We start from the raw sequence: 21,867 nt of genomic DNA on the forward strand, positions 1-21,867 counted from the left end.
TAATTATTTATCTGTGTCCATCTGTGTCCATCTGTGGTTCATTATTTCTTTGTGTACCTTATCCAGTTGCAAACCGCTATAAGTAATATTTAGTGGTTAGTGGTTAGTAGTAAAATAAACAATTAACTACTAACCACTAATAAATAACAACTCACAAATAATTATGCAAATTATTTACTGGTTACTTCTTGCCTTAATGGTTGTGGGTATTATTGGTGCTGTAGTTCCTGCCATTCCAGGAGCCAGTTTAATTTTAATTGCAATAATCACTTGGGGATTTATTAGTGGTTCTTTTGCCGCGATAAAAATACCGCTTATTGTGACAATTCTTGTTTTATTACTGAGTGTAGGAATTGATTTTTTAGCCAGCTACTTGGGTGCAAGAAAGGCTGGTGCAAGTCAATGGGGGCAAATTGGTGCAATTGTTGGATTAGTGGTGGGTTTTCTGGGATTATTGCCAACCTTGCCATTTGGTGGTCCATTATTAGGAATGTTACTAGGACCGCTTCTGGGAGCTATTATTGGTGAGTATCTTTTCCGACGCGATTTGAACTTGGCTATTAAGGCTGGTATTGGAATTGTCGTAGGTACAGTGGTTGGGAATTTGATTCAAGGGTTATTGGCGATCGCAGCAGTTGTCGTTTTCGTAGTTACAACTTGGCCACAAGTATTTGGCACTTAGAATGAGAGCGAAAATTGCAAAGGCGGTTTTTATCGTTTTCGAGCCTGATTTAACTGATTGCGACAAGGAGTTCCCCACCATACAACAATTCAAAATTATGAATTCAAAATTCACGCAAATAATCTTATTTTTGAAATATGAATTTTGAATCAGTAAATTGTCACGCCAGATACCTGTATCGGAAGGTCCTCCGGAGAGTACTGGCGACTGAATGCCGTTTCCCATAGCAGTGGCTGAAGACTGATATCAAGTCCGGTTAAATACTTATCATTACCCGAATAACCCCACCCCGGTAAAGCTGCGCTTCACCTCCCCTCCCCTTAACAAGGGGAGGGGATTGAGGGGTGGGGTGCAGTTAACGCGGAAATCATAACTAATTAGCCGGGCATGATATGACTCAAGATTGGAAATGCTCCAAAATATGTCTAGGTCTTTATTGCCCTAGACATAATTTTTCCGCTTTATTACCCAATCCCCAATCCCTAACACCTCGACTTCGCTCGGTGTTAGCCCTCTCGCAAGTCGAAGGGCTAATCCCCAGTCGCTTTTACATATTTTGTCGCTTCAGTTGCAACAGCCTCTGCTTGATCATTCGCCAAAGTTTCTAATATCGATTTGGCTTCTGTACCGCCTAAACGATTTAAGGCTTGCGCCAGTCTATAACGAACTTGCCAATCTGGATCTGTTGCATAGGGAGCTAACAAGGGAATAGCCTGCGTATTTCCCAACTCGCCAAGCGAACTTATGGCTGCAGTTTTGACTAAATCATTGTCTGAAGAAAGTGCCTCTTTGAGCAACTCAAAGGCTCTTGGATCACCCAACTCTCCAAGCGTAGCGATGATGCTGAATTGTACAATCCACTCGTTGGTGGTTTGGTAAGTTTTTTGTAAATCTTCAAAAGCATCATGTAGCTTCAAAGCGCCTAAACAATCTGCTGCTGCCGCTTGCACATCGGCTTCAGGATCATTGAGCAAGCGATCGCGCAATATATTCAAAGATAAATCTAAATTTTGTCCGCCTAGAGTATCCAACTGACTGACTGCTGAGTACCGCACACGGGAACTGCTATCGTTAACAGCATTTTGAATCAGCTCAAAACCTGTAGCGGGTTCTAGTTGACGAATTTGATTCACTGCTCGCAAGCGATCGCCTAAATCTTCGGAATTCAGCAGTTGCTTGACAGATTCAGGAGTAATACTCATTTGATTATCCCAGTTTTCAAAGATGTTTTAAAAAAAAAGTCAACCATTCACACTCACTAGTTACATACTCGACTAATGGCTTATGACTTATAACTCATGACTCATCATTCATCTTGATTGGCTGCCATTGCCCGAATAATGTCACCACGCGTGAGAATACCAATAACTTGACCCTCGCTGTCAAGGACTGGCAAGCGGTGGACATTGCGATCGTGCATCAGTCTAGCAGCTTCTGTGGCAGTTTTGTCAGGAGTGATGGTAATAGGGTTTTTGCTCATGACTTCACCAACAGTTTGTCCAAGTGCCTTATGCAGATCGCGTTCATAATTTCCGGGATTTTGCAAATAAATGACGCTATCAAGAAACATGATGTAAGCCGGAGGAGTCACACCAGTTTCTTGCCACATCAAGTCCGTTTCCGAAATAATACCTACTAATTTGCTAGTCTCATCTACAACAGGCAACCCACTTATCCGTCGTTCTGCCAGGATTTTAATCGCTTCCTGTAAAGGACTTTCCGGTTGGACGACAATCGGATCACGGCTCATGATATCGGCAACGGTCTTAGGCATTGGCTTGGTGTCACCTTTTATTAACCTACCTGGGATCATTGTAAAGAATTAGGGGTATTAACCTGACAACGTTAATACATTGTTACCAAGAAAGAACTCAGAACTCAGAACACAGAAGTAGTTTTGGGTGATGACTTATCACTCAAATGCAGTTTCACAGAAAACTTGTAACAAATCAATACAATTTGCAATTGCTCCCAAGTGAGCAATTTCGTAACCATGAGTGTTCTGTGTAGGAAACGCCAAACAAGCACCACGAGCAACATGACCAAACTTCATAGCAATTGAAGCATCACTACCAAAACCACTGAGTGTTGCTAGCTGTACTGACATATCCAGTTGCTTAGCGGACTGGCGCAGTTGCCCATTTAGAGTTTCATCATAAATCCCATACCCATCTTGAAAAAGTATCACAGGGCTTTTCCCGTCCTCAATTGGGTATTCTGATGAGAGAGGACAAATTTCCAAAGCAATCAAGGCATCTAAGCGCTGGTTTTGAGTAAAGAAAAGTGCTCCAATTGCTCCCACTTCTTCTTTTGCTGACGCTACCAGGTAGACATCGACTGCTGGCTGTTTTACCTTTTCGGCTAGTGCCAGTAGGATAGCAACTGAAGCTTTGTTATCCAAGGTATAACTGGCAATATAGTCGTTTAACCTGATGGGGTGCTTACGATGCTTGCCAATCACCATTCGAGTTCCTGGTCGAATGCCAGCTGCTTCTAATTCAGAAGTCGTACATTTTGTCTCAATCCAGGCATTTTCCCATTTTACAGGAGTGTCTTCCTGCTGAACTTTTTGTGGTGATTCGTGGGAGACGTGGCGGGAACCAAAACTCAGAATGCCACTGACAGTTGCGTTGTCTCCCAGTAAATCCACGACTCCTTCGCCATAAACCCACGGAAATGCGCCACCTAGCTTGCGAACTTCGACTCGACCGTTGTCGCCTACTGTTTTTACAATTGCACCTATTTCATCTTTATGGGCGGTGATAGCAATTTGTCTTGTTGGATCTAACCCTGGAATTTTAGCAATGATATTGTCGGCGCGATCGCACCAAACTTCGACTCCCAACGCCGCAAATTGCTGCATTAAAAATTGGTTGATTTCTGCTTCTACACCACTTGGAGAATGGTGCATAACCAATTCTTCTATTCTTTTAAATAAATGCTCGTAATTCCACATTGTTAGTTTAATTTCAACCAAAAATATATAATTTTGTTATCTAATCAATCATATAAGTAAGTCGGCGCAAATAATCATCACTGGTTTGTAGTAGCGCTTTAGCGCTGTTCGCGCAGCGTGGCGTCAGCCATAGCGCTACTACGAGCCAAATACAGAGATTTTACTTTTCTTTACATAGTTTGGTTTTTTCTTGCCGACTTACTTAAGCTTCTAAGTGCGTTTGTACGGCTTTGGCTTTGCTGTTTCCAACTTATTTCATACCCTATTTAACATATTTATTTGGATAGATGCAGAAATTGAGGATACTACTATAGTCAGATATATACAATTTGCAACTATGGGTAGATGTTTAAAAAATAGTTTTAAATATAATTAGCAACTACTAGTACTATAGACAATCTCTTTGCACACTTATTAGTTTAGTAGTTCGATAGTTCCAGATTTTGTTTGAAAAATTGTAAAATCTTAGTAGTTTGATAGAGGACTATTCGTAAGACGATTTAATTCACGATTTTTACACAAAATTTAATATAAACGTAAAATCAAGGAAATATGAATTTTCTATGAAGAATTCTCGGAATTAAGGAAAAAATTGACAGAATGTATAAGGATTGATAGAAGATACTGAATAATTAAGTGAATACCTTCAGAATGTAGTGCTGTATCTTTGAAATTAACTTCTAAGTTATTTACAGCTACAGCCGTCTCCTGCATAGGTATGAAAAAGCTGATGTTAGGCTAATGCAACAAGTAAACATTGCATTTATGCTTAATGTTCTCAGCTATGTGTCTTAGAGTGTTGAAACAGGTTTCAAATGTTTCTGCAAGCTAACTCAACCCAATTAAGGATTTTGAGGTTAAGTAAGTAATTTGTTTGGCAAAGTTCATTAAAACTATTAAGCGATATTACTAGGTAGCCAAAAAATTCCTGTGATTTTTGGAATTTTCCTCAAAATTGAATAACTAGTATAAAATATTACTAGTGCTATAGACAAAAGACAAACGCTTTGAATCGTTTGATTAAACAGTGACAAGTTTACTGTTTGTAATGGCTTTGCCAAGCACTGTTGTTTATGATGAACACAAAAGCCATGCTATTTGCAAATTTTTGTAGGGATGCTTACTACCGCGTGGTAATTAAGTACTATAAATTTTTAGTAGCAAAACTGCGAACACAAGTTTTAGTTAATTTATAAAATCAATTTCAAACCATGATTTAACTGCAACTTCTTGATTACCCATTAGGTAATCAAAATCTCCAGCGACCCAATAATTCCCCCTATACTCGCAAAAGACTAGGGGAAAAGTTATCGGGTCTGCGACAACCCAGGAATCGCCCCCCTATACTCGCAAAAGACTAGGGGGGATACTCCCAGAGTTAGTTGCACATCAATTATTAACTTCGCAGCTGTCAATCCTTTACCCTTGGGATTTTCTCAACAGCTGCGACGGACGCATTCGCCCACGTTTTTATGACGACAACTGGTAACAATTATGTCACACCAAATAAGTCAACAACAAGCTTTTGGAAAGCCGTCACAAAATGAGCAGCCAGTGATGGCACCTTTTACAGAAGCAGACATTACGCTTGGCAACAGGTAATCCAACCGAAGACTAGTTTGCATTGGTCATCAAATCGAGTTCAGACCAAAGACTCATTCTCAGGGTGGAGGAAAAGTAATGTCATTGGTGATAGTGCAACAGCAGCTATATCAGCAACTCACCACAGCTTTGGGTGAGACAATTTCACAAGAGGAACTGGCAGAGTGCCTCACGGAGACAGAAATCGTGGAGCCTGCACCCACAAAGCAGTTCTGGCTTTCAGGTGATAGTCCCGGAATATATCTCATTATTTCTGGCAAAGTCAGACTATTGGATAGTGCGGAGAACTTAATTACAACTCTCGGTCCAGAGTCATTGTTTGGGGAAGCGACTTTATTTCCAGAACAAGGCTTTGTGCCATACGTCGCTAAAGCTTCGACAAACCTCAAGCTTTGCTATCTCAAACAAGAGATACTGCAAGGATTGATGGAGAAATATCCTAGTATCCGCGATTACCTGTGGAAACGCGCGCAACTGTGGGATTTGCTGATGATATATCGGCAAAACTCGCAACTAGAGTGCCAGCCATCGGATGTACCAGGGATGCTCAAAGCCTTATCTTATTTCTCGCAGCATACCTTAGACATCAATGAGGAAATATCTGCACCATCAGATGGCAAACTATGGCTGCTGCACAAAGGGGAACTGCGGCATACAGATGGTCAGTGTCTCACACCAGGCAAGATCTATGCAGATCTAAAACAGGGTGTTTGGCAGGCAACAAAGCCAACCAGCGTTTATATTCTCCGAGATTCGCATTGGCAAACAGTCTTGGGACACTGGCACCAGCTAGCTCAATTAGTTGTACCTCAACAGCGCCCTTTGGTCATGGAAGACCAAAAGCCACGTTCAGTCAGGTCAAAACCAGAACGAATAGCCACTTCTGGAAACGTCATACCCTTTCCCCAACGCGAGTCGGCGTCAAAACAAAAGCCAACAAAATCACGTCCCTACTTTCCCAGCCCGAAGGCCAAAGTAGGGCAAGTGTGGGGACGGATCAGCAGAAGCTATCCATACTTTGCACAACAAAGCGCTGCTGACTGTGGTGCTGCCTGCCTAGTTATGATTGCACGCTACTGGGGCAAGCGTTTAAGTGTCAATCGACTGCGGGAGTTAACTAACGTCAACCGTTCTGGCGCATCACTGCGTGCTTTAGCCGCCACCGCCGAAAGCGTTGGCTTTGCCTCCCGTCCAGTCAAAGCCAGCTTTGACAAATTGGCAGAGCAACCCTTACCAGCGATCGCTCACTGGGAAGGCAAACACTACATAGTCGTCTATGAAATCACCAAAAAACGGGTAATTGTAGGCGACCCTGCGATCGGTCAACGCACCCTGACCCCAAAGGAATTTCAAGCAGGTTGGACTGGATACGCCTTATTGCTGCAACCCACAGCCCTACTTAAAGAAGCTGAGGAAGAGACTACAGGCATCTGGAGGTTTTTTGAGTTAATCAAACCGCACTTTTGGGTACTGCTGGAAGTGTTTTTGGCTTCAGTGCTGATTCAGGTGTTTGGGCTGGTGACGCCGCTGTTTACCCAGTTACTGTTAGACAAAGTGATAGTGCAAGGCAGCACTTCTACATTAAACGCCGTCGCTTTGGGGTTGCTCATTTTTGGCTTGTTCAGCATTGCTGTCAATGGGGTGCGGCAATATCTTTTGGCTCACACTGCTAACCGTGTCAGTGTTGCACTGCTAGTGGGTTTTATCAAACATACCTTGCGCTTACCGTTATCCTTCTTCGAGTCCCGCTACGTCGGGGATATTGTCTCTCGTATCCAAGAAAACCAGAAAGTACAGCGCTTCCTGACTGGTGAGACACTGTCAGTCATTCTCGATTTGCTGACAGTGGTGGTTTATGTAGGATTGATGTTCTGGTACAACTGGCGCATGGCATTACTGGGCTTGATGATTGTGCCACCATTTTTTATCCTGACACTCGCTTCCACAAACATCTTGCGCCGGATGTCCAGAGAGATTTTCAATGCCGGAGCTGAAGAAAACAGCTATCTCATTCAATCCCTGACAGGTATTCGCTCAATCCGTTCTATGGCGATTGAACACACAGTACGGTGGCGTTGGGAAGAACTGCTCAATACTTTGGTGAAAAAAACCTTTACCGCCCAGGTGATTGGCAATAACTTGCAAATTACCGGTGCTGTCATTGACACCGTGATGCATACGCTATTGCTCTGGTATGGGTCATGGTTGGTCATTCACAACGAACTGACCATCGGGCAACTTATAGCTTTTAATATGTTATTGGGCAATGTCCTCAGCCCCTTCAAGCGACTCTCGGTGGTCTGGAATCAATTCCAAGAAATCGTCATTTCTGTCGAACGGATTAACGATGTCCTAGACGCAGAACCAGAAGAAGACTTGCAAAATAAACCCCGCAAGCCTCTGCGTCGCCTTCAAGGGAGAATTCGCTTTGAGAATCTCACTTTCCGCTATCACCCAGAAAGCGAGAATAACGTCCTGGAAAATCTCAGCTTTGAAATCCAACCTGAACAAACAGTCGCAGTGGTCGGGCGCAGCGGTTCTGGAAAGACGACTTTGTCAAAGTTAATTTTGGGTTTATATCCCCCGACAGAGGGCAAAATCTTAATCGATGGTCATGATGTGACGGGTGTGTCCCTAAAATCACTCCGACAACAAGTTGGTGTGGTAGACCAAGACACTTTCTTGTTTGGCGGTACGATTCGAGAAAACATCAGTATCGCTCATCCGGAAGCCTCACTAGAACAGATTATCGAGGCAGCACGTATGGCTGGGGCAGATGAATTTATTCAGCAACTGCCAATGGGTTACGAAACCGAAATTGGTGAAGGTGGTGGAATGCTCTCTGGCGGACAACGCCAACGTTTAGCGATCGCCCGCGCATTACTAGGGAATCCCCGATTTTTAATATTTGATGAAGCTACCAGCAACCTGGATGCGGAATCTGAACGCATTATTCAAAACAATCTAAAAACTATTCTCAAAGGGCGCACCAGTCTGATTATTGCCCATCGCCTTTCCACGGTGCGGAATGCCGACTTGATTTTGGTGTTAGACCGAGGCGTCTTGATAGAAAGCGGAACACACGACGAATTAATTGCCAAAAAAGGACATTACTACTACCTCAACCAACAACAACTTGCTCATGCAGGTTGAGTCATCAGTCATCAGGGTGTAAAGGGACTAGGGGTTCCCACAAAAAAGCTTTTCGCCTGTGGTTACTACCACTTGAGGCGAAAAGCGTTGGGCTTGGAGACTAAGGGGAAAATCATTCACCTACATCCCTACCTCCCGATCTCGTAATCTACCGAACTTTAAAAGAAAACTATGCCATACCCATCTCGCAATCCATCATCTGCGCTTGCCAAAGCAGAGCCAGATGAGGAGACAGGTTATATACCTCCGCAGGAAGTCGCGGAATCTACATTAGAGAATCAGACAGCAGCAGATGAGGCACAAGATTGGTTTTTTGGTACCGAAGAACTGCTAGATGCTTTACCGAAAGCCTGGACGCGCTCTTTGCTGTACGTGTTGGTGGCCTTTGCAGGAATTGTTTTACCTTGGACGATGCTCTCGAAGGTGGATGAGACAGGGAGCGCTAGAGGGCGTATTGAACCGAAAGGTGCCACCCATAAATTAGATAGTCCAGTGGGCGGGGGCGTCACTGTTGTTAGGGTCAAAGAAGGCGAAACCGTAAGAGCAGGTCAGCTTTTGCTCGAACTAGACTCAGATGTCTTAAGAACTGAACTCCAGCAAGTTGTGACAAAGCTCGACGGGCTACAGAACCGGCGCGAGTCCTTAGAGGTACTTAAAAATCAATTGACGCTTGGTGTGAGTACTCAACAGCAACAAAACCAGGCTCAACAATTGGCAAAACAGTCTCAAGTCGAGCAGGCACGACAGAATCTGAATGCTCTCAAAGCTGTTTATAACTTACAAAAAGAGGAAAAACTGGCTAAAGTTAACCAAACGCAGCAAGCTTTGGAGTCAAGCAAGGCAGCTTATAACTTAGCAGAAGTCCGTTTCCAAGCCTCTCAAGAAAAAGTCCCACGCTATCAAAAAGCCTATGAAGACGGTGTGATGTCACAAGACCGCTTCAAGGATGTCCAACAGGCGGCAAAAGAAGAATACGAACGCCTTGTGCAAGCTCGCTCTGATATTTCACAGGCTCAGGAAAGCCTCAAAGAGCAACAAAGCACATATGAGAAGACTATTCATCAGGCGAAATCTGAGATCCAGCAAGCCGAACTGCGCTTACAAGAAGAACAACGCAGTTATCAAAGCCTGATTCACACAGGTCAACTCGCACAACTCAAAGCTGAGGAACAACTTAAAGAACTGCAAACACAAATCAACTCCCTGCGATCGGAAATGGCTCAGACCAACAGCCAAGCCACATCCCTCAAGATTCAGTTACAGCAAAGAGTCGTGCGATCGCCTATTAACGGTGTGATTTTTGAGTTACCCATCACCAAGCCAGGAGCAGTTGTACAACCTGGTCAAAGAGTTGCCCAAATTGCACCTAAAAATGCTGGCTTAGTACTCAAGGCTACTATGCCTAACCAGCAAAGTGGTTTTTTGAAAGTGGGAATGCCAGTCAAAGTCAAGTTTGATGCCTATCCTTTCCAGGAGTATGGCATTGTGCCAGGGAAAGTGGCTTGGATTTCTCCAGACTCAAAAGTGAGTCAAACACCTCAAGGCAACATGGAAAACTTTGAGTTAGAAATCGCCTTGACGAAGCAGTATATCCAGAACGGCAACAAACGTATCGCATTAACTCCTGGACAGACAGCTACTGCTGAGGTAATTGTCCGCGAACGGCGCGTCATCGACTTTATCCTAGACCCCTTTAAGAAATTGCAAAAAGGCGGTTTAGACCTTTAGCCATTAGCGAGAGGAATTGTGTCATGTTAAAACGTTTGAACATTTCCTGCGAAGACATAATTCGCAACATCAAACTTTCTTGTCAAATTCCTGGTGTGGTGGAAGCTATAGCGACTCAAAAGATTATCGCTGACGCTGCCCAAGAAGCAGGAATTAAAGTTTCAGAAGAAGAACTACAGCAGGAAGGAGATAGGCTGCGGTTAGAGAAGAAACTAGTACAAGCCAAAGACACTTGGGCATGGCTGAAAAAACATCATCTGTCTTTAGATGACTTTGAGGAATTAGCCAATAACAACATACTTTCTAAAAAGTTAGCTAATCACCTATTCGCCGATAAGGTCGAACGGTTCTTTTATGAACACCAACTCAATTATGTTGCAGCAGTTACCTACGAAGTCATATTCGATGATAGAGACTTAGCATTGGAACTATTTTATGCCTTGCAAGAAGGGGAAATCACTTTTCAAGAAATCGCCCGCTCTTACATTCAAAATCCAGAACTTCGTCGTGCTAGCGGTTATCAAGGAATGAAACGGCGCACAGATTTTCGACCGGAGATTGCTGCTGCTATATTTGCTGCGACTCCGCCAGAAATTCTTAAGCCAATTATCACTCCAAAGGGAGTTCATTTAATTTGGTTAGAGGAAATCATTCAACCCAAATTAGATGAAGAGGTACGCCAAAACATTATCAAAGATATGTTTTCTACTTGGTTAAAACAGCAAATAGAAATCATGGAAATTATTACATCTACAGACTCAGACAGCAGTTTTCAAGTCAATGAAAACTTTCGTAAACAGGCTTGATTTTGTATTATGAGGTAATAAAAAAATGAGGTGTAATAACTGAAAACCAATTAATAAAAATCAAAATTTTATTTAAAAATCATTAACTCAATATAAAAATATTGAGGTTTTTTTCATGCCTTATTGCTACCAAAAATAATATATAATCATTCAAATATAAAAACCTTAAAATCGACTTTATTACATTAGAAACTAATATCTTTTTTTTTCAAAAAACTATTGTTTTTTCAATTTAATGATGTATATTAGTAAATGTAAGCAAAAACAAAAAGCTTACACCAGTAATTCCCAATTTCAAAGTAGTAACAAAAACTAATTCAAATCCCAGGAGAAACCTATGATTATCTCAGACTTGAATCTTTTGGAAGCTGTTGAAGGTGCAGATGTTGTTGGCGGTATTAATTTAGGTAACGAAAGCAGCTGGGTTTATGCTAACGAGTACATCAAGATCAAAAAAGACGTCTATTCAGACGTATATGTTAAAGGCAATTTAGCTACAGCGGAAGCTGACGCTAAAGGTAAGGACAGCCTAACCCAAACCTTCGCTTTCACCACTCCAGATTCTTCTAGTAGCACCTCTATTGCTGCTAGCAACTAGTCACTAGCGATTAACAACAGCCAGAAGCTACACAGCTTTTGGCTGTCTTAAAACCAGCTAGCTGCCAACACTCTTAAAAATTTAATTAGTACCAGTTCTCTGCAACAATGCACTAGACAATCGAGCCGTTACTCTCATCCGCTTCTTGGCTAAAAATGAGAAATGCAGCGTGCAGTTGCAACTCGCCGCTAAGGCATACGGTCTCGATAGCGATGCAGAAGGTTTAAGCGACGCTTACACTGTTGCCTACAGATCTTCCGGCTAGTGCGACTTCAGCGTTTGTAAGGAACTAAAAATGACTTTCAGTTAGACAGCGATTATAGCTGTCTCCTCTAACTCTTTGTTTCATTCATCTGCATCTTACATAAAAATCGCTGAAAGCTTTTAATCAGCTTTCGGCGATATATCTATTTCAAAAGGGTGTTTCATAAATGTATTAAAAAAAATCAGGGTGTTTTATGAGCAGATTAAAAATTTCCGACCTCAGTTTTTGTGACACAGAAGTTTATAGTAATAGTCAAGTGGAAGGCGGATTAGAACTTACTTCCTACTTTCCTAAAACCAACCTGTTAACTACGATTAAAAATCCTGATGCGGACTACACTACAGAATACTTCGGTGACGAAAAAACTGGTAACTATGGATATGTAGTCTCAGATAAACTTGGCAAATTTAAAGCAGGGGCAGCATTTGGTATTCTTGAGAATGGTGTTAAATATACCACATCTTTTGCAATGAGTGGCAATCTTGTTCAAGGTTCTAGTACCTAGGAGTTTTTAAAACTTTCGTAACTTGTTTGTAATGCAATAGGTTGTAAAATCATGGCTCGCTATCAAGTTGTAATCAAACGCATTGTCTCAGCAGATGGCAAGATAATTGCCGAGGCAAAAAGCGTAGCCACAGCATCTGTCGATAATCAAAGCCACATTAATCAAAGTGTTTCTGTAGACGTTTCATCTGGTAATAATAGCTGTAGCAGTTTCTCAACATCTAGCTCTACTTCTTATACCAAATAGATGGGCAAAAATTAAATGACCAGATGCAATATTTTATTGCATCTGGTCACTGTTAACAATTACTTATTCAGTGGTCTTTAGGGTGCGTCCCTTTGTTTGCACTTTTAGGGATGCTCCTGTCCTCAAACCTCAGCGGTTATCTTTCCTTACAAAGAACAAGCTGAGGTTTTTTCTTTGCGTCTACCTTTCGATGCAACACCAATCACTCCACAACAGAAAAGTAGAGCTAGGCAAGTTGAAGGTTCAGGCGCTGTAACTCTAGCCTGATTCCTCTTAACTTCTATTAAAGTTAAGCTTGTTTTGCTATCAAAATAACGTTGCAGAGAACCCTGAACAGAAGCTGTAGCAAATTCCTGATTTCCTCCAATATTATGCGTGGTGACTGGATAACTTAAGGCAATATTGTCACTTTTTTGATATGCGATAAAGTCATCATCACCTGGGGTGGTTAAATTTCCCGCGAGGCTGAAAAAGTCTATGGTACTGTTACTAGCGGTATCGAGTAACTGTAAAGATATATCTCCAGCGGCTCTTGCATTTTCTGCTTGTGGATTATCTATTGATGTTTCCAGGTTTAAATTACTTTTAAAGTCAAAAGAAAAAGGTGTATTCGCATCTACATCAAAATTCCCGATAACTGTAACCTCACTTTCTGCTAGTCCTAAATAATTTCTCCCTTCACCAAAGGCTTGGCTCAAAGATAAATTAGATGCTGTTGGTGGAGCAACTATAAAAGTTGCTTCTGCGTTAGCAAAAGCATTCACCACACCATCATTGGCATTAGTAACAGTGTTAGTGTTAGTAGCAGTTCCAGTTCCGGAAGGGCTTTGACTAAATCTTGTAAACTCTAGTACTCCTTCAGAACGTGCCAAGGTAGCAGCCTGACTGGGTGACGCTGCTAACATAGAGCTAGCTATGCACGGAGTCAGCAGTAGTAAGAAGCCCTTGGTAAATGCTTGATATTGCTTCATAACAATCCTCTTTTTATACTTGTGAGGTTTTCAGGTCATTGACTCACCTAACTACTTAGATGAGTAAAGATACAAGCAGGCATGAGGCAACGCAGAAAGCTCCCGAGCTAATTTTGCGCTGGTGAAAGAAAATTTATTCTTCACTCACAGAGGATGCTTTTAACAGTTTTGGCAAACAAAGCTCTGCATTTACCGCATCAGTAATCTTGCGGTAAATGTCTAGTAGGTAAATTATTACTTAAGTATTAATACTAAAGGTCTTTTGGAATCTTCTTTGCGGATTATGTGTAAGCTATGGTCAAAATTTAAACTTATACGGCACTTTAATGATGAAATGGCAAATTTACGCAGTTTTACTAGCTATACTTAATACAAATACGGTATAATATGAGATTTATTAAATTTGGCTTAAATGCTCATCTTGCCCTTGTCTGCTCTATTTAAGCGACGATTCAGCAGCTTAGTTCGGTTTTAGTCTTAAAATCTTGACCAGAGTCAGCATAAAAACGCATGGCAATGAGTCAAGACTGCGTTACCTACAAATTTCTGAACGTTTGTACTAATTTTCACGGTTAGCATTCCCTGGCGTTGAGCCAGGGAATGCATATTAATTCTTCGCCTGGGTTGGTGAACCAGGAATCGTCACATCTAACACCGTCACTTGTGTTGCCAACTGCGTCAGTGGGGGGTTAATAGCGGCTTGATTCCCGACTACCAAAGTCACCAAATTTTCTGGCTTGAGGTATTTGCGCGCTACCCGCTGCACATCAGCCGCTGTGGTTGCTTGCACAGCACGCTGATAGCGAAACAGGAAATCAGATGGATAGCCGTAATATTCGTATCGCATTAAGCGAGACAACGTTTGCCCGGGATCTTCAAAATTGAAAACAAACGAATTGAGAGTAGACTCCTTAGCAAAAGCTAACTCCTGCGCTGTTACGGGTTGGGCTTGGATGCGCTTGATTTCTGTCTGTAGAGCTTTGACAAACTGCACTGTAGCATCAGAGCGCGTTTGTCCGCCAGCAACGAACATTCCAGGGTAGTCATGGCGGGGACTCCAGGAACCATACACCGAGTAAGCTAAACCTTGACGCGATCGCACTTCATTAAACAAGCGTCCGCCGAATCCATTTAACACCCCATTCAACACATCTAGCGCTGGATAATCAGGGCTATTGAACTGTCCCCCCAAATGCCCAATCAGAACACTACTTTGAGTCAGTTGTGGCTGATTGACAACAAAGACACCGCCAATTTTATCTTGCGACACCTTGGGTAACTGAGGTTTAGCTAATTTGGGATTCGGTTTCCAGTCACCTAATTTCGCCTGAATAAGCGATCGCATTTTCTTGGCGTCAAAATCCCCGACAATTCCCAATATCACATTATTGGGATAAAAATATTGCTCTTTAAACTTCACCAAATCTTCACGGGAAATATTGTTCAGCGTTGCATACTCTTCCGTGCGGGCATAGGGGCTATCTTTGCCATAAATTAATTTCTCAAATTCCCGATTGGCAATACCATCTGGATCGTCATTGCGACGGGCGATCGCACCCCGCAACTGGGTTTTCGCCAAATCCAGCTTTTCTGGAGCAAACACTGGTTCCCGCAGCACCTCAGCAAACAAGCCAAACACCGTTTCCAAATCTTCAGTGAGTGCCTCAAAACTAGTATTACCAGCAGTTTCGCCAATACCAGCTTCTACCGAAGCCGCCCTTTGCTCCAAAATCTCATTGAGCTGATCCGGCGTATGCTTCTGAGTTCCTCCAGAACGCATAACAATACCCGTCAGTTCAGCCAAACCAACTTTATCATTAGGTTCAAAGCGCTCACCCGTACGTACCATTGCCGAACCACCTACCAACGGCAACTCGTGATCCTCCATCAAATACACAACCATGCCGTTGTTCAACACATACCGCTCATACTTCGGTAACTTCACCTGAGGTAGCGGCGGCAGCTGTAACTCGGTGTAATGTTTTGCCGCCGTTGCCGCCCAAGATGTGTTAAGCACTCCAAAGCTCAACAATCCAACCAAGCCCAGACAAACCAGCAATGAGTAAAAAAACCTTCTCACTTTAACCTTATACCTTTTACTCCTAAACCTCTTCATATCTCTGTTCCTTCACGCCCTAGTGTACGAGAAGCCGCTTCCCGTCATTGACTTGTTCAATTTCTTCTGAATGCGAATTTTGAATTGCTTACGACTTCTGCTTTGGCAACAGCTTACCAACTGTACGATTCTCCGTCGTAAACGTTGCCGTCGCCACTCGTTGAATATCAGCAGGCGTCACCGCAACAATTTCATCCAACTGCTTGAACAAATTCCGCCAAGAGCCAGTTTTCACCTCATACTCCAATAACTGCTGCGCCATTCCCATATTGGAATCGAGTATTCGCAACAAACCGGCTCGAGCTTGCGTTTTCACTCGTTCCAACTCAGTAGCAGACACTGGCTCAGTTTTCAACCTCTCAATTTCCTTACGCAAAGCCACCGCCACTTCATCAACCGTGTGACCTGGAGCCGTGAGAGTATAAAACAACATCAAATTCGGATACTTATCTCCTGGGAACCCGCTGAAACCTTGTGCCGCCAGCGCCAACCGCTGCTGTTCCACTAAAGACTTATATAGCCGCGACGTACGCCCGTCACTCAGCAACATACCAATAATTTCATAAACTGCTTGATCTGGATGAGTTATTGCCGGACGATGGTAACCTTCGAGATACCAAGGTTGAGAAGGAAACTCCACAGTCACTTCCCGCGTTTGTGTCTGTTTTGGTTCTGCGGGGATTTGAGCAACAGCTTTTTCTTTTGCCTTGTAACGCCCAAAGTAAACTTGTGCCAGTCTCTTGACTTCAGTGGGGTTAACATCACCAACCACAGCAATTGTTAAATTACTGGGTGCATAGTGCGTCTCAAAAAACTTCTGCACATCTTCCCGTGTCAGATTGCGGATATCCTGGTCATAGCCAATCACTGGACGCTTGTATGGATGGACTTTGAAAGACGTATCGATAAACTTTTCCAACATCACTCCAATAGGTGAGTTTTCCACGCGCATACGTCGTTCTTCTAAAATGACATCTTTTTCCTTATAAAACTCGCGGAATACGGGATCTAGAAATCTTTCTGATTCCAACGACATCCACAGTTCTAACTTATTGGAAGGAAAGCTGTAAAAATAACGAGTCGCTTCCGTGGAGGTATTGGCATTTAAACCGACGCCTCCCGCCTGTTCCACAATTCGTCCTAATTCGTTTTGCTTAGCAAGTTTAGCAGCTTGTGCTTCTATTTGCTTGAACTGAGCTTCTAACTTAGCAACTTCATCTTTGTTATTAGCCGCTTTGGCTGCTGTTATTTGCTTTGCCAATTGATCCAAGGCATCAAGTAGTGGTTTTTCTGCCTGGTAATTAGATGTACCTATTTTTGTCGTGCCTTTAAAAGCCAAATGCTCTAAAAAGTGTGCCACACCTGTTTTCCCATTTGGCTCATCCACACCGCCGACATTAGCATAAGTCAGAAAAGAAACTACGGGCGCTTGATGCCTTTCCAAGACAATGAACTTCAAACCATTGTCAAGACGGAATTCTGTCAACTGCTTTATCACTCGATTCAAATAAGGTTGAATCGAACTTTGAGCAGATGGTGTCTGAGTTTTCGCTACAGCAATTCCTGGTATCAATCCCCACCAAAGAAGTATTGCTACAAGAAAAGAGACTAAAAGTTGACTTGCTTTGTTTTTCACTTCCCTTTGATATAAGCAACTAAGCTTGTTCATACGCGAAAATAAAATTAAATTTCTATAACAACACCAAACACATGAGTTAGTCAACAGGGTCTTAATCTTGTATTAAGCTTTCTGTAGTTATTGCATTTAACGTTAGACAATAATGCTACACATCCTGTTCCGGATATATCACTGTAACTGTTATGCGAATTTTTAATTCCCCCCCATCCTCCGAAGCACAAACACGCACCCGCATTCTAGATGCGGCAAGGCGGTTATTTGCCTCCCAAGGATTTGATGGCACGACAACCCGCGACTTGGCACAAGCAGCAGGCGTCGCTGAAGGGACTCTGTTCCGTCATTTTCCCAATAAAAAGGCGATTTTGGTTGAGGTGGCGACTCAAGGCTGGGTGGATATTTTAACAGATTTACTGACAGAACTGAGCGAAATGGGCAGCTATAAGGCTGTGGCTCAGGTAATGCGCCGCCGGATGTGGAATTTCCATAAAAATGCTGACTTAATGCGGGTTTGTTTTATGGAGGCACAGTTTCACCCAGATTTGCGCGATCGCATCCAGTCTGACGTGATTGTCAAAATGACTGATGTTGCCGAAGCCTTCTTTCAAACCGCAATGGACAAAGGAATCTATCGCCAGATGGATGCAACGCTTGTCGCTAAAGTTTTCTTAGGAATGTTTGCGGTTGCAGGGTTTTCCAACAACACCGTAATGGAACCAGATGCCTCTCCCCAACAAATGCAAGCAATGGCAGAAGGACTAGCTGATATCTTCCTCAATGGAGTTTTAGCAAAAGAGTGAAAAGTCAAGAGTGCAGAAATTGTTTCTATCTTCTTTCTTCTATCTTCTATCTTCTTTCTTCTATCGTTCGTGCTTGTTGATTCCACTCCTGAATTTGCTCAATCGAAGGACACAAATCACGCCGTTGCATTGTCGCGACTACAAACCGCAGAAGTTGTTGGTGCAATCTATGAATGGGGGTAGTTGTTAACTGTGCCACAGAGCCAATACCCGCATGCAGCAATAATCCACAATATTGTGTTCCTACACTAGGGATACGAGCCAAATCTGCCAATGCTACCCATTTATTGACATACTGAAGATGAATCTGTAATTTATTTGCCAGCGCTAGCCTATCTACAGGCGTTTTCCCTTGTTTGACAAGCGCCTCTGTAGTCGTAATACCACAGTTTTGCAGTTGGGATTGTTCCTGCTGACTTAATCCAGGCAATTGCTCAATCGGCCAATAACAAGATGAGATACGACTCACACTTGATTTTTGTTTTGGGGACATTCCTTTAAGTAAGTGAAATTAAACATAAACTTGAACTCTCCACGCTTTGAAAAACGTGGATTCTAGACTGTTGTTGCTCCGCGGGCTAAAAGCCACACTCCCTTCGGGTATGCCTTCGGCACACCTTCGGTGAACGCAGAGCCGGCACGAGGGAAACCCTCCCGCAGCGCTGTCTCACCGCAACGTTGTCTGGTGTTTTTTTTACAAAACACGTTGGCTCGTTCAAACAGCCCTACCCGCCTCAACCTTTTCAGGCTGTACGGCTACTTTAGGATCTTCCAACCATGAAGATTTTACGTGTTGATGGCTCTAAAAAGACTTTTCAACACAACCCCATATCTTCAATTGTCGTGGTTCAGTTTACTAACACGTTTGTTTTTTGGAGTTTTTCATCCTGTGCAGTGTTTCTTTGTCTTACCACGATCTGGGTATAAGACACAACTCTTTAAAACCTGCCCTTGTCGGATTTCATCCCCCTGTTAAAAATAGGGGGTTCTCATCCTCCCACGTTAGTTTTGATAGATTCTTTGTTGGTAGTGAGCGTAGTCTTCCCGAAAGAGCAAGGCTTCTAAGGGCTTAAGCCCTGACTACATTAGAGCGCGTTTATTTATGCCCACCGACTTGACAAAGAAATACGCTCTTTAAATATAATGATAAAACTCGGCAGGTTCAGTTGATGTCTGCCGAGTTTGTATTATATTATCGGTTGGATATAGGTTGGAAAATTATTTCGTTTTTTGAGCATCCCTTGCTCAAAAGCAGACTGCACCAGATATTTTTACATTTGAAATTTTAGATGACTCCCTCCCGTGTACGGGTATTTTATCTTCCCTCTGCAGATGAGGGGAGGGAGAACATAAGGATTTTGCAGAGGGGAGTTTTGGATTCATTTTTATGGATACAACAATCTGAAATGTTCAACAGCAATTTCAAATTGCTACTCACCATCAGTGTTGTTGGTTTCAGGACCTTGCAGAGCCATTTCAAAGTTCATTCTCTGTTCGGCGTTACGCAAGAAATAACCGCTCATCATTGCGGAGGCAAGAAGACGACCCAAATGTTCTCTGCTGGTTGTGATGGTCACACCAAAGTGTTCAGAAGGCAGGTTACCCAAAAGCCCTACAATATTGCGCTCCATCACCTGAAACACTTCGGCAGAAGAAGGTTTAGATAACTGATTCACTGTCTGTGGGCTTAAGGATTTAACATACTGCCACAGCAAGTCGCTGGTTTCTGAGTCATTATTAAAAAATTCTGAAACTCGATTCGATGAATTACTCACGTTATACCTCCTTTATTAGGACAACTGCGGTCAATGTTACTTGAGTCGCGAATGTCTTTGATGTATATGACAAAACTTTTGCTTTCGTATGTTCCTATAAATTAATGTAACAGTCCAGTTATAACTACCAAAGTCGGTGTAACCGTACCAAATGTAACGGATTGTCTCACCTAAGTCTCATTTATCATACGGTTCCGCTCAGTCATCCTACCCTACGCTCAACCGCGCTTCTTTGTGTCTACGGGCGTATAAGTCATTTGTCCTTTGCAAACAACTCATGACAAAGGACAAACGACAAATGACTAACTTGCCAGATATTCATTTATATCGGCTTTCAACTTACGGAGTTTGGTTAAGGCTTCGCGCTCAATTTGCCGCACTCGCTCACGGCTAATGTTGAGGAGTTCACCGATGCTCGCGAGAGTATGTGCTTGCCCATCCTTTAAACCAAAACGCAGGGATATAACTTCCTTTTGCTGTGGGGTAAGTTCCCCCATGAGACGCTCTAAATCATATGATAGAGAAGATTGAGCGACAAATTCTTCTGGAGAAACTCCTGGGTCTTCCAGCATTTCCCCTAGTTCTGTATCGTAATTATCTCCCAACCGCAAATCCAAAGATAAAGGGACACGCGCCTTTTCCAGATATTCTCGCACTTGCCTAGGAGTCAATTCCAATTCTTGTGCTAACTCAGAAGCTGTCGGGGCGCGTCCTAGTTTCTGAGACAAGTGTCGCTGCGCCTTTTTGATTTTATTCAATTTCTCCGTTATGTGGATAGGCAACCGAATAGTGCGACCTTTTTCAGCGATCGCCCGCGTTATGGCTTGACGAATCCACCAGTAAGCATAGGTAGAGAACCTGTAGCCCTTGGTAGGGTCAAACTTTTCCACACCCCGCTGCATCCCTATGCTACCTTCTTGAATCAAGTCGAGTAGATCTACGTTGCGCTTGATGTACTTTTTAGCTACAGACACAACGAGTCGCAAATTTGCTTCTACCATCTTGCGCTTGGCAATCTCAGCGTCTGCAATTGCTTCGTTCAACTCTGCTGGTTCTAGCCCTGTCGCTTTTGCCCACTCTTGGAGAGTTGGTTGACGACCTAACTGGATGGCAAACGACTCCCTCACTTCGTGCAAGAGGGATGCACGTTGCACCTGTTTGCCATAATGTATTTCCTCCTCATGGGATAACAGTGGCACACGGCCAATCTCACGCAGGTAAGTCCGCACGAGGTCTGTGGCTGTCTGAGCGGTCTTCATGGCACTACTCTTCGGTATTGACGGGTTTGACAGAATGGTAAGAAAGCTGATAGATGCCTTTCCTTGGGTGTTTACCCAGTTAGACTGGGGAACCCACGCTGTGTTTCACAACTTACGCGCCAGGGTAAACAAGGGCGGCTAATTGTCTACAAATTTGGTTCTTAATTGCTAGAACTTACAGCTATTTCCCCTTTTTCTCAAGTATCTACGGTTAGATCGAAGGTAACCAGTGCAACATTTTTTTGGAAATATTGTTAATAATTGTAACATTTATGAGAATTGTTGACTAGCTGTTAGGCTGCAATTTTGTAGCTGCTCCACGTCATTCAAGCCTAATACATCGCTCAAGTATTGTCTAGAAACTTCTTTAATAAATGTATATGGAAAAAGAAAACTTTCTAAGAATTATTAAAATAAATCAACAATAACCATCATGATTTATCTATGGTGTGATTGTTTTATTTTTATCTCAACTTGAAAATATCAGCAGAATAAGCTATTTACTGTTTCTTTCATCTATTTTTAACTGTAAATAAATTTACAATAAATCGGTCTAATTACCGTACTTTAAGTAGCTTATGGTCAACACTGGCGATCTCACTATCGTTTTGCTGCTGCTTTTGGATGGTGTAATGCTACTTCTATATAATGCGCGGCTAGTTAGCGATGGGATGGAACGTGCTTAGGGGGCACGACTCATGTGCGTTGCGATAATGACCGGAAAACGAGACGCAAGCCCCTGGCTTTAGACATGGGGATAAGTCGCCAG

General features: G+C 42.8%; 18 protein-coding genes. 9 read left to right on the top strand and 9 right to left on the bottom strand.

What is annotated here, in order from left to right; genetic code table 11:
• The first annotated feature begins 163 nt into the window (after positions 1 to 163).
• Entirely contained in the window at positions 164 to 682 is a 519-nt protein-coding gene (locus AACT52_RS04190) for a DUF456 domain-containing protein (RefSeq protein ID WP_073636181.1), read from the top strand.
• A 530-nt stretch (positions 683 to 1,212) separates the two neighbouring features.
• Here the strand turns inward: AACT52_RS04190 and nblB are convergent.
• The 3 genes from nblB to AACT52_RS04205 all read right to left on the bottom strand — a co-directional run bounded on the left by nblB (position 1,213) and on the right by AACT52_RS04205 (position 3,638).
• Positions 1,213 to 1,884 (bottom strand): phycobilisome degradation protein NblB, encoded by a 672-nt coding sequence (gene nblB, locus AACT52_RS04195; protein ID WP_073636182.1) that lies wholly within the window; start codon positions 1,882 to 1,884, stop codon positions 1,213 to 1,215.
• Positions 1,885 to 1,988: 104 nt separating this feature from the next.
• The gene (locus AACT52_RS04200) at positions 1,989 to 2,456 is read right to left on the bottom strand and encodes a CBS domain-containing protein (protein WP_198941106.1); all 468 of its coding nucleotides are present in this window, start codon (positions 2,454 to 2,456) and stop codon (positions 1,989 to 1,991) included.
• Positions 2,457 to 2,594: 138 nt separating this feature from the next.
• Complete coding sequence (locus tag AACT52_RS04205) at positions 2,595 to 3,638, bottom strand: M42 family metallopeptidase (protein WP_073636184.1); 1,044 nt, start codon at positions 3,636 to 3,638, stop codon at positions 2,595 to 2,597.
• A 1,680-nt stretch (positions 3,639 to 5,318) separates the two neighbouring features.
• Between AACT52_RS04205 and AACT52_RS04210 the strand changes: the two genes are divergently transcribed.
• The 6 genes from AACT52_RS04210 to AACT52_RS04235 all read left to right on the top strand — a co-directional run bounded on the left by AACT52_RS04210 (position 5,319) and on the right by AACT52_RS04235 (position 12,541).
• Positions 5,319 to 8,393 carry an ABC transporter transmembrane domain-containing protein gene (locus AACT52_RS04210; RefSeq protein WP_073636185.1) on the top strand — a complete coding sequence of 1,025 codons (3,075 nt, stop codon included), beginning with the start codon at positions 5,319 to 5,321 and terminating at the stop codon, positions 8,391 to 8,393.
• Between the two features lie 171 nt (positions 8,394 to 8,564).
• The gene (locus AACT52_RS04215) at positions 8,565 to 10,121 is read left to right on the top strand and encodes an HlyD family efflux transporter periplasmic adaptor subunit (protein WP_073636186.1); all 1,557 of its coding nucleotides are present in this window, start codon (positions 8,565 to 8,567) and stop codon (positions 10,119 to 10,121) included.
• Between the two features lie 23 nt (positions 10,122 to 10,144).
• Positions 10,145 to 10,927, top strand: a complete 783-nt coding sequence (locus AACT52_RS04220; protein WP_073636187.1) for a peptidylprolyl isomerase — start codon at positions 10,145 to 10,147, stop codon at positions 10,925 to 10,927.
• Between the two features lie 337 nt (positions 10,928 to 11,264).
• Positions 11,265 to 11,525: a hypothetical protein gene (locus AACT52_RS04225; RefSeq protein WP_073636188.1), complete on the top strand. Its 261-nt coding sequence runs from the start codon at positions 11,265 to 11,267 to the stop codon at positions 11,523 to 11,525.
• A gap of 458 nt (positions 11,526 to 11,983) precedes the next feature.
• Positions 11,984 to 12,295, top strand: coding sequence for a hypothetical protein (locus AACT52_RS04230; RefSeq protein WP_073636189.1), 312 nt, complete (start codon positions 11,984 to 11,986; stop codon positions 12,293 to 12,295).
• A gap of 51 nt (positions 12,296 to 12,346) precedes the next feature.
• Complete coding sequence (locus AACT52_RS04235; RefSeq protein WP_073636190.1) at positions 12,347 to 12,541, top strand: hypothetical protein; 195 nt, start codon at positions 12,347 to 12,349, stop codon at positions 12,539 to 12,541.
• Positions 12,542 to 12,687: 146 nt separating this feature from the next.
• Here AACT52_RS04235 and AACT52_RS04240 read toward each other — a convergent pair whose 3' ends face one another.
• The 3 genes from AACT52_RS04240 to AACT52_RS04250 form a co-directional block, all read right to left on the bottom strand.
• Complete coding sequence (locus AACT52_RS04240) at positions 12,688 to 13,512, bottom strand: hypothetical protein (protein WP_073636191.1); 825 nt, start codon at positions 13,510 to 13,512, stop codon at positions 12,688 to 12,690.
• Between the two features lie 607 nt (positions 13,513 to 14,119).
• Positions 14,120 to 15,628: a M16 family metallopeptidase gene (locus AACT52_RS04245; protein ID WP_073636192.1), complete on the bottom strand. Its 1,509-nt coding sequence runs from the start codon at positions 15,626 to 15,628 to the stop codon at positions 14,120 to 14,122.
• Positions 15,629 to 15,716: 88 nt separating this feature from the next.
• The gene (locus AACT52_RS04250; protein ID WP_073636193.1) at positions 15,717 to 17,297 is read right to left on the bottom strand and encodes a M16 family metallopeptidase; all 1,581 of its coding nucleotides are present in this window, start codon (positions 17,295 to 17,297) and stop codon (positions 15,717 to 15,719) included.
• A gap of 152 nt (positions 17,298 to 17,449) precedes the next feature.
• Between AACT52_RS04250 and AACT52_RS04255 the strand changes: the two genes are divergently transcribed.
• A complete protein-coding gene (locus tag AACT52_RS04255) occupies positions 17,450 to 18,064 on the top strand; it encodes a TetR/AcrR family transcriptional regulator (RefSeq protein WP_073636194.1) in 615 nt (204 codons plus the stop codon).
• Between the two features lie 46 nt (positions 18,065 to 18,110).
• Here AACT52_RS04255 and AACT52_RS04260 read toward each other — a convergent pair whose 3' ends face one another.
• The 3 genes from AACT52_RS04260 to AACT52_RS04270 all read right to left on the bottom strand — a co-directional run bounded on the left by AACT52_RS04260 (position 18,111) and on the right by AACT52_RS04270 (position 21,098).
• Positions 18,111 to 18,557 carry a DUF4332 domain-containing protein gene (locus AACT52_RS04260; RefSeq protein ID WP_073636195.1) on the bottom strand — a complete coding sequence of 149 codons (447 nt, stop codon included), beginning with the start codon at positions 18,555 to 18,557 and terminating at the stop codon, positions 18,111 to 18,113.
• A gap of 937 nt (positions 18,558 to 19,494) precedes the next feature.
• Positions 19,495 to 19,839, bottom strand: a complete 345-nt coding sequence (locus AACT52_RS04265) for a DUF760 domain-containing protein (protein WP_073636196.1) — start codon at positions 19,837 to 19,839, stop codon at positions 19,495 to 19,497.
• Positions 19,840 to 20,141: 302 nt separating this feature from the next.
• Positions 20,142 to 21,098, bottom strand: a complete 957-nt coding sequence (locus AACT52_RS04270; RefSeq protein WP_073636197.1) for an RNA polymerase sigma factor, RpoD/SigA family — start codon at positions 21,096 to 21,098, stop codon at positions 20,142 to 20,144.
• Here AACT52_RS04270 and AACT52_RS04275 point away from each other — a divergent pair.
• On the top strand, positions 21,097 to 21,240 hold the full coding sequence (locus tag AACT52_RS04275; protein WP_158054997.1) for a hypothetical protein: 144 nt from the start codon (positions 21,097 to 21,099) through the stop codon (positions 21,238 to 21,240). The genes AACT52_RS04270 and AACT52_RS04275 overlap by 2 nt on opposite strands.
• The last annotated feature ends 627 nt before the right edge of the window (positions 21,241 to 21,867 follow it).

This window comes from Scytonema sp. HK-05, from assembly GCF_963872035.1.
Classification (GTDB): domain Bacteria; phylum Cyanobacteriota; class Cyanobacteriia; order Cyanobacteriales; family Nostocaceae; genus Kalymmatonema.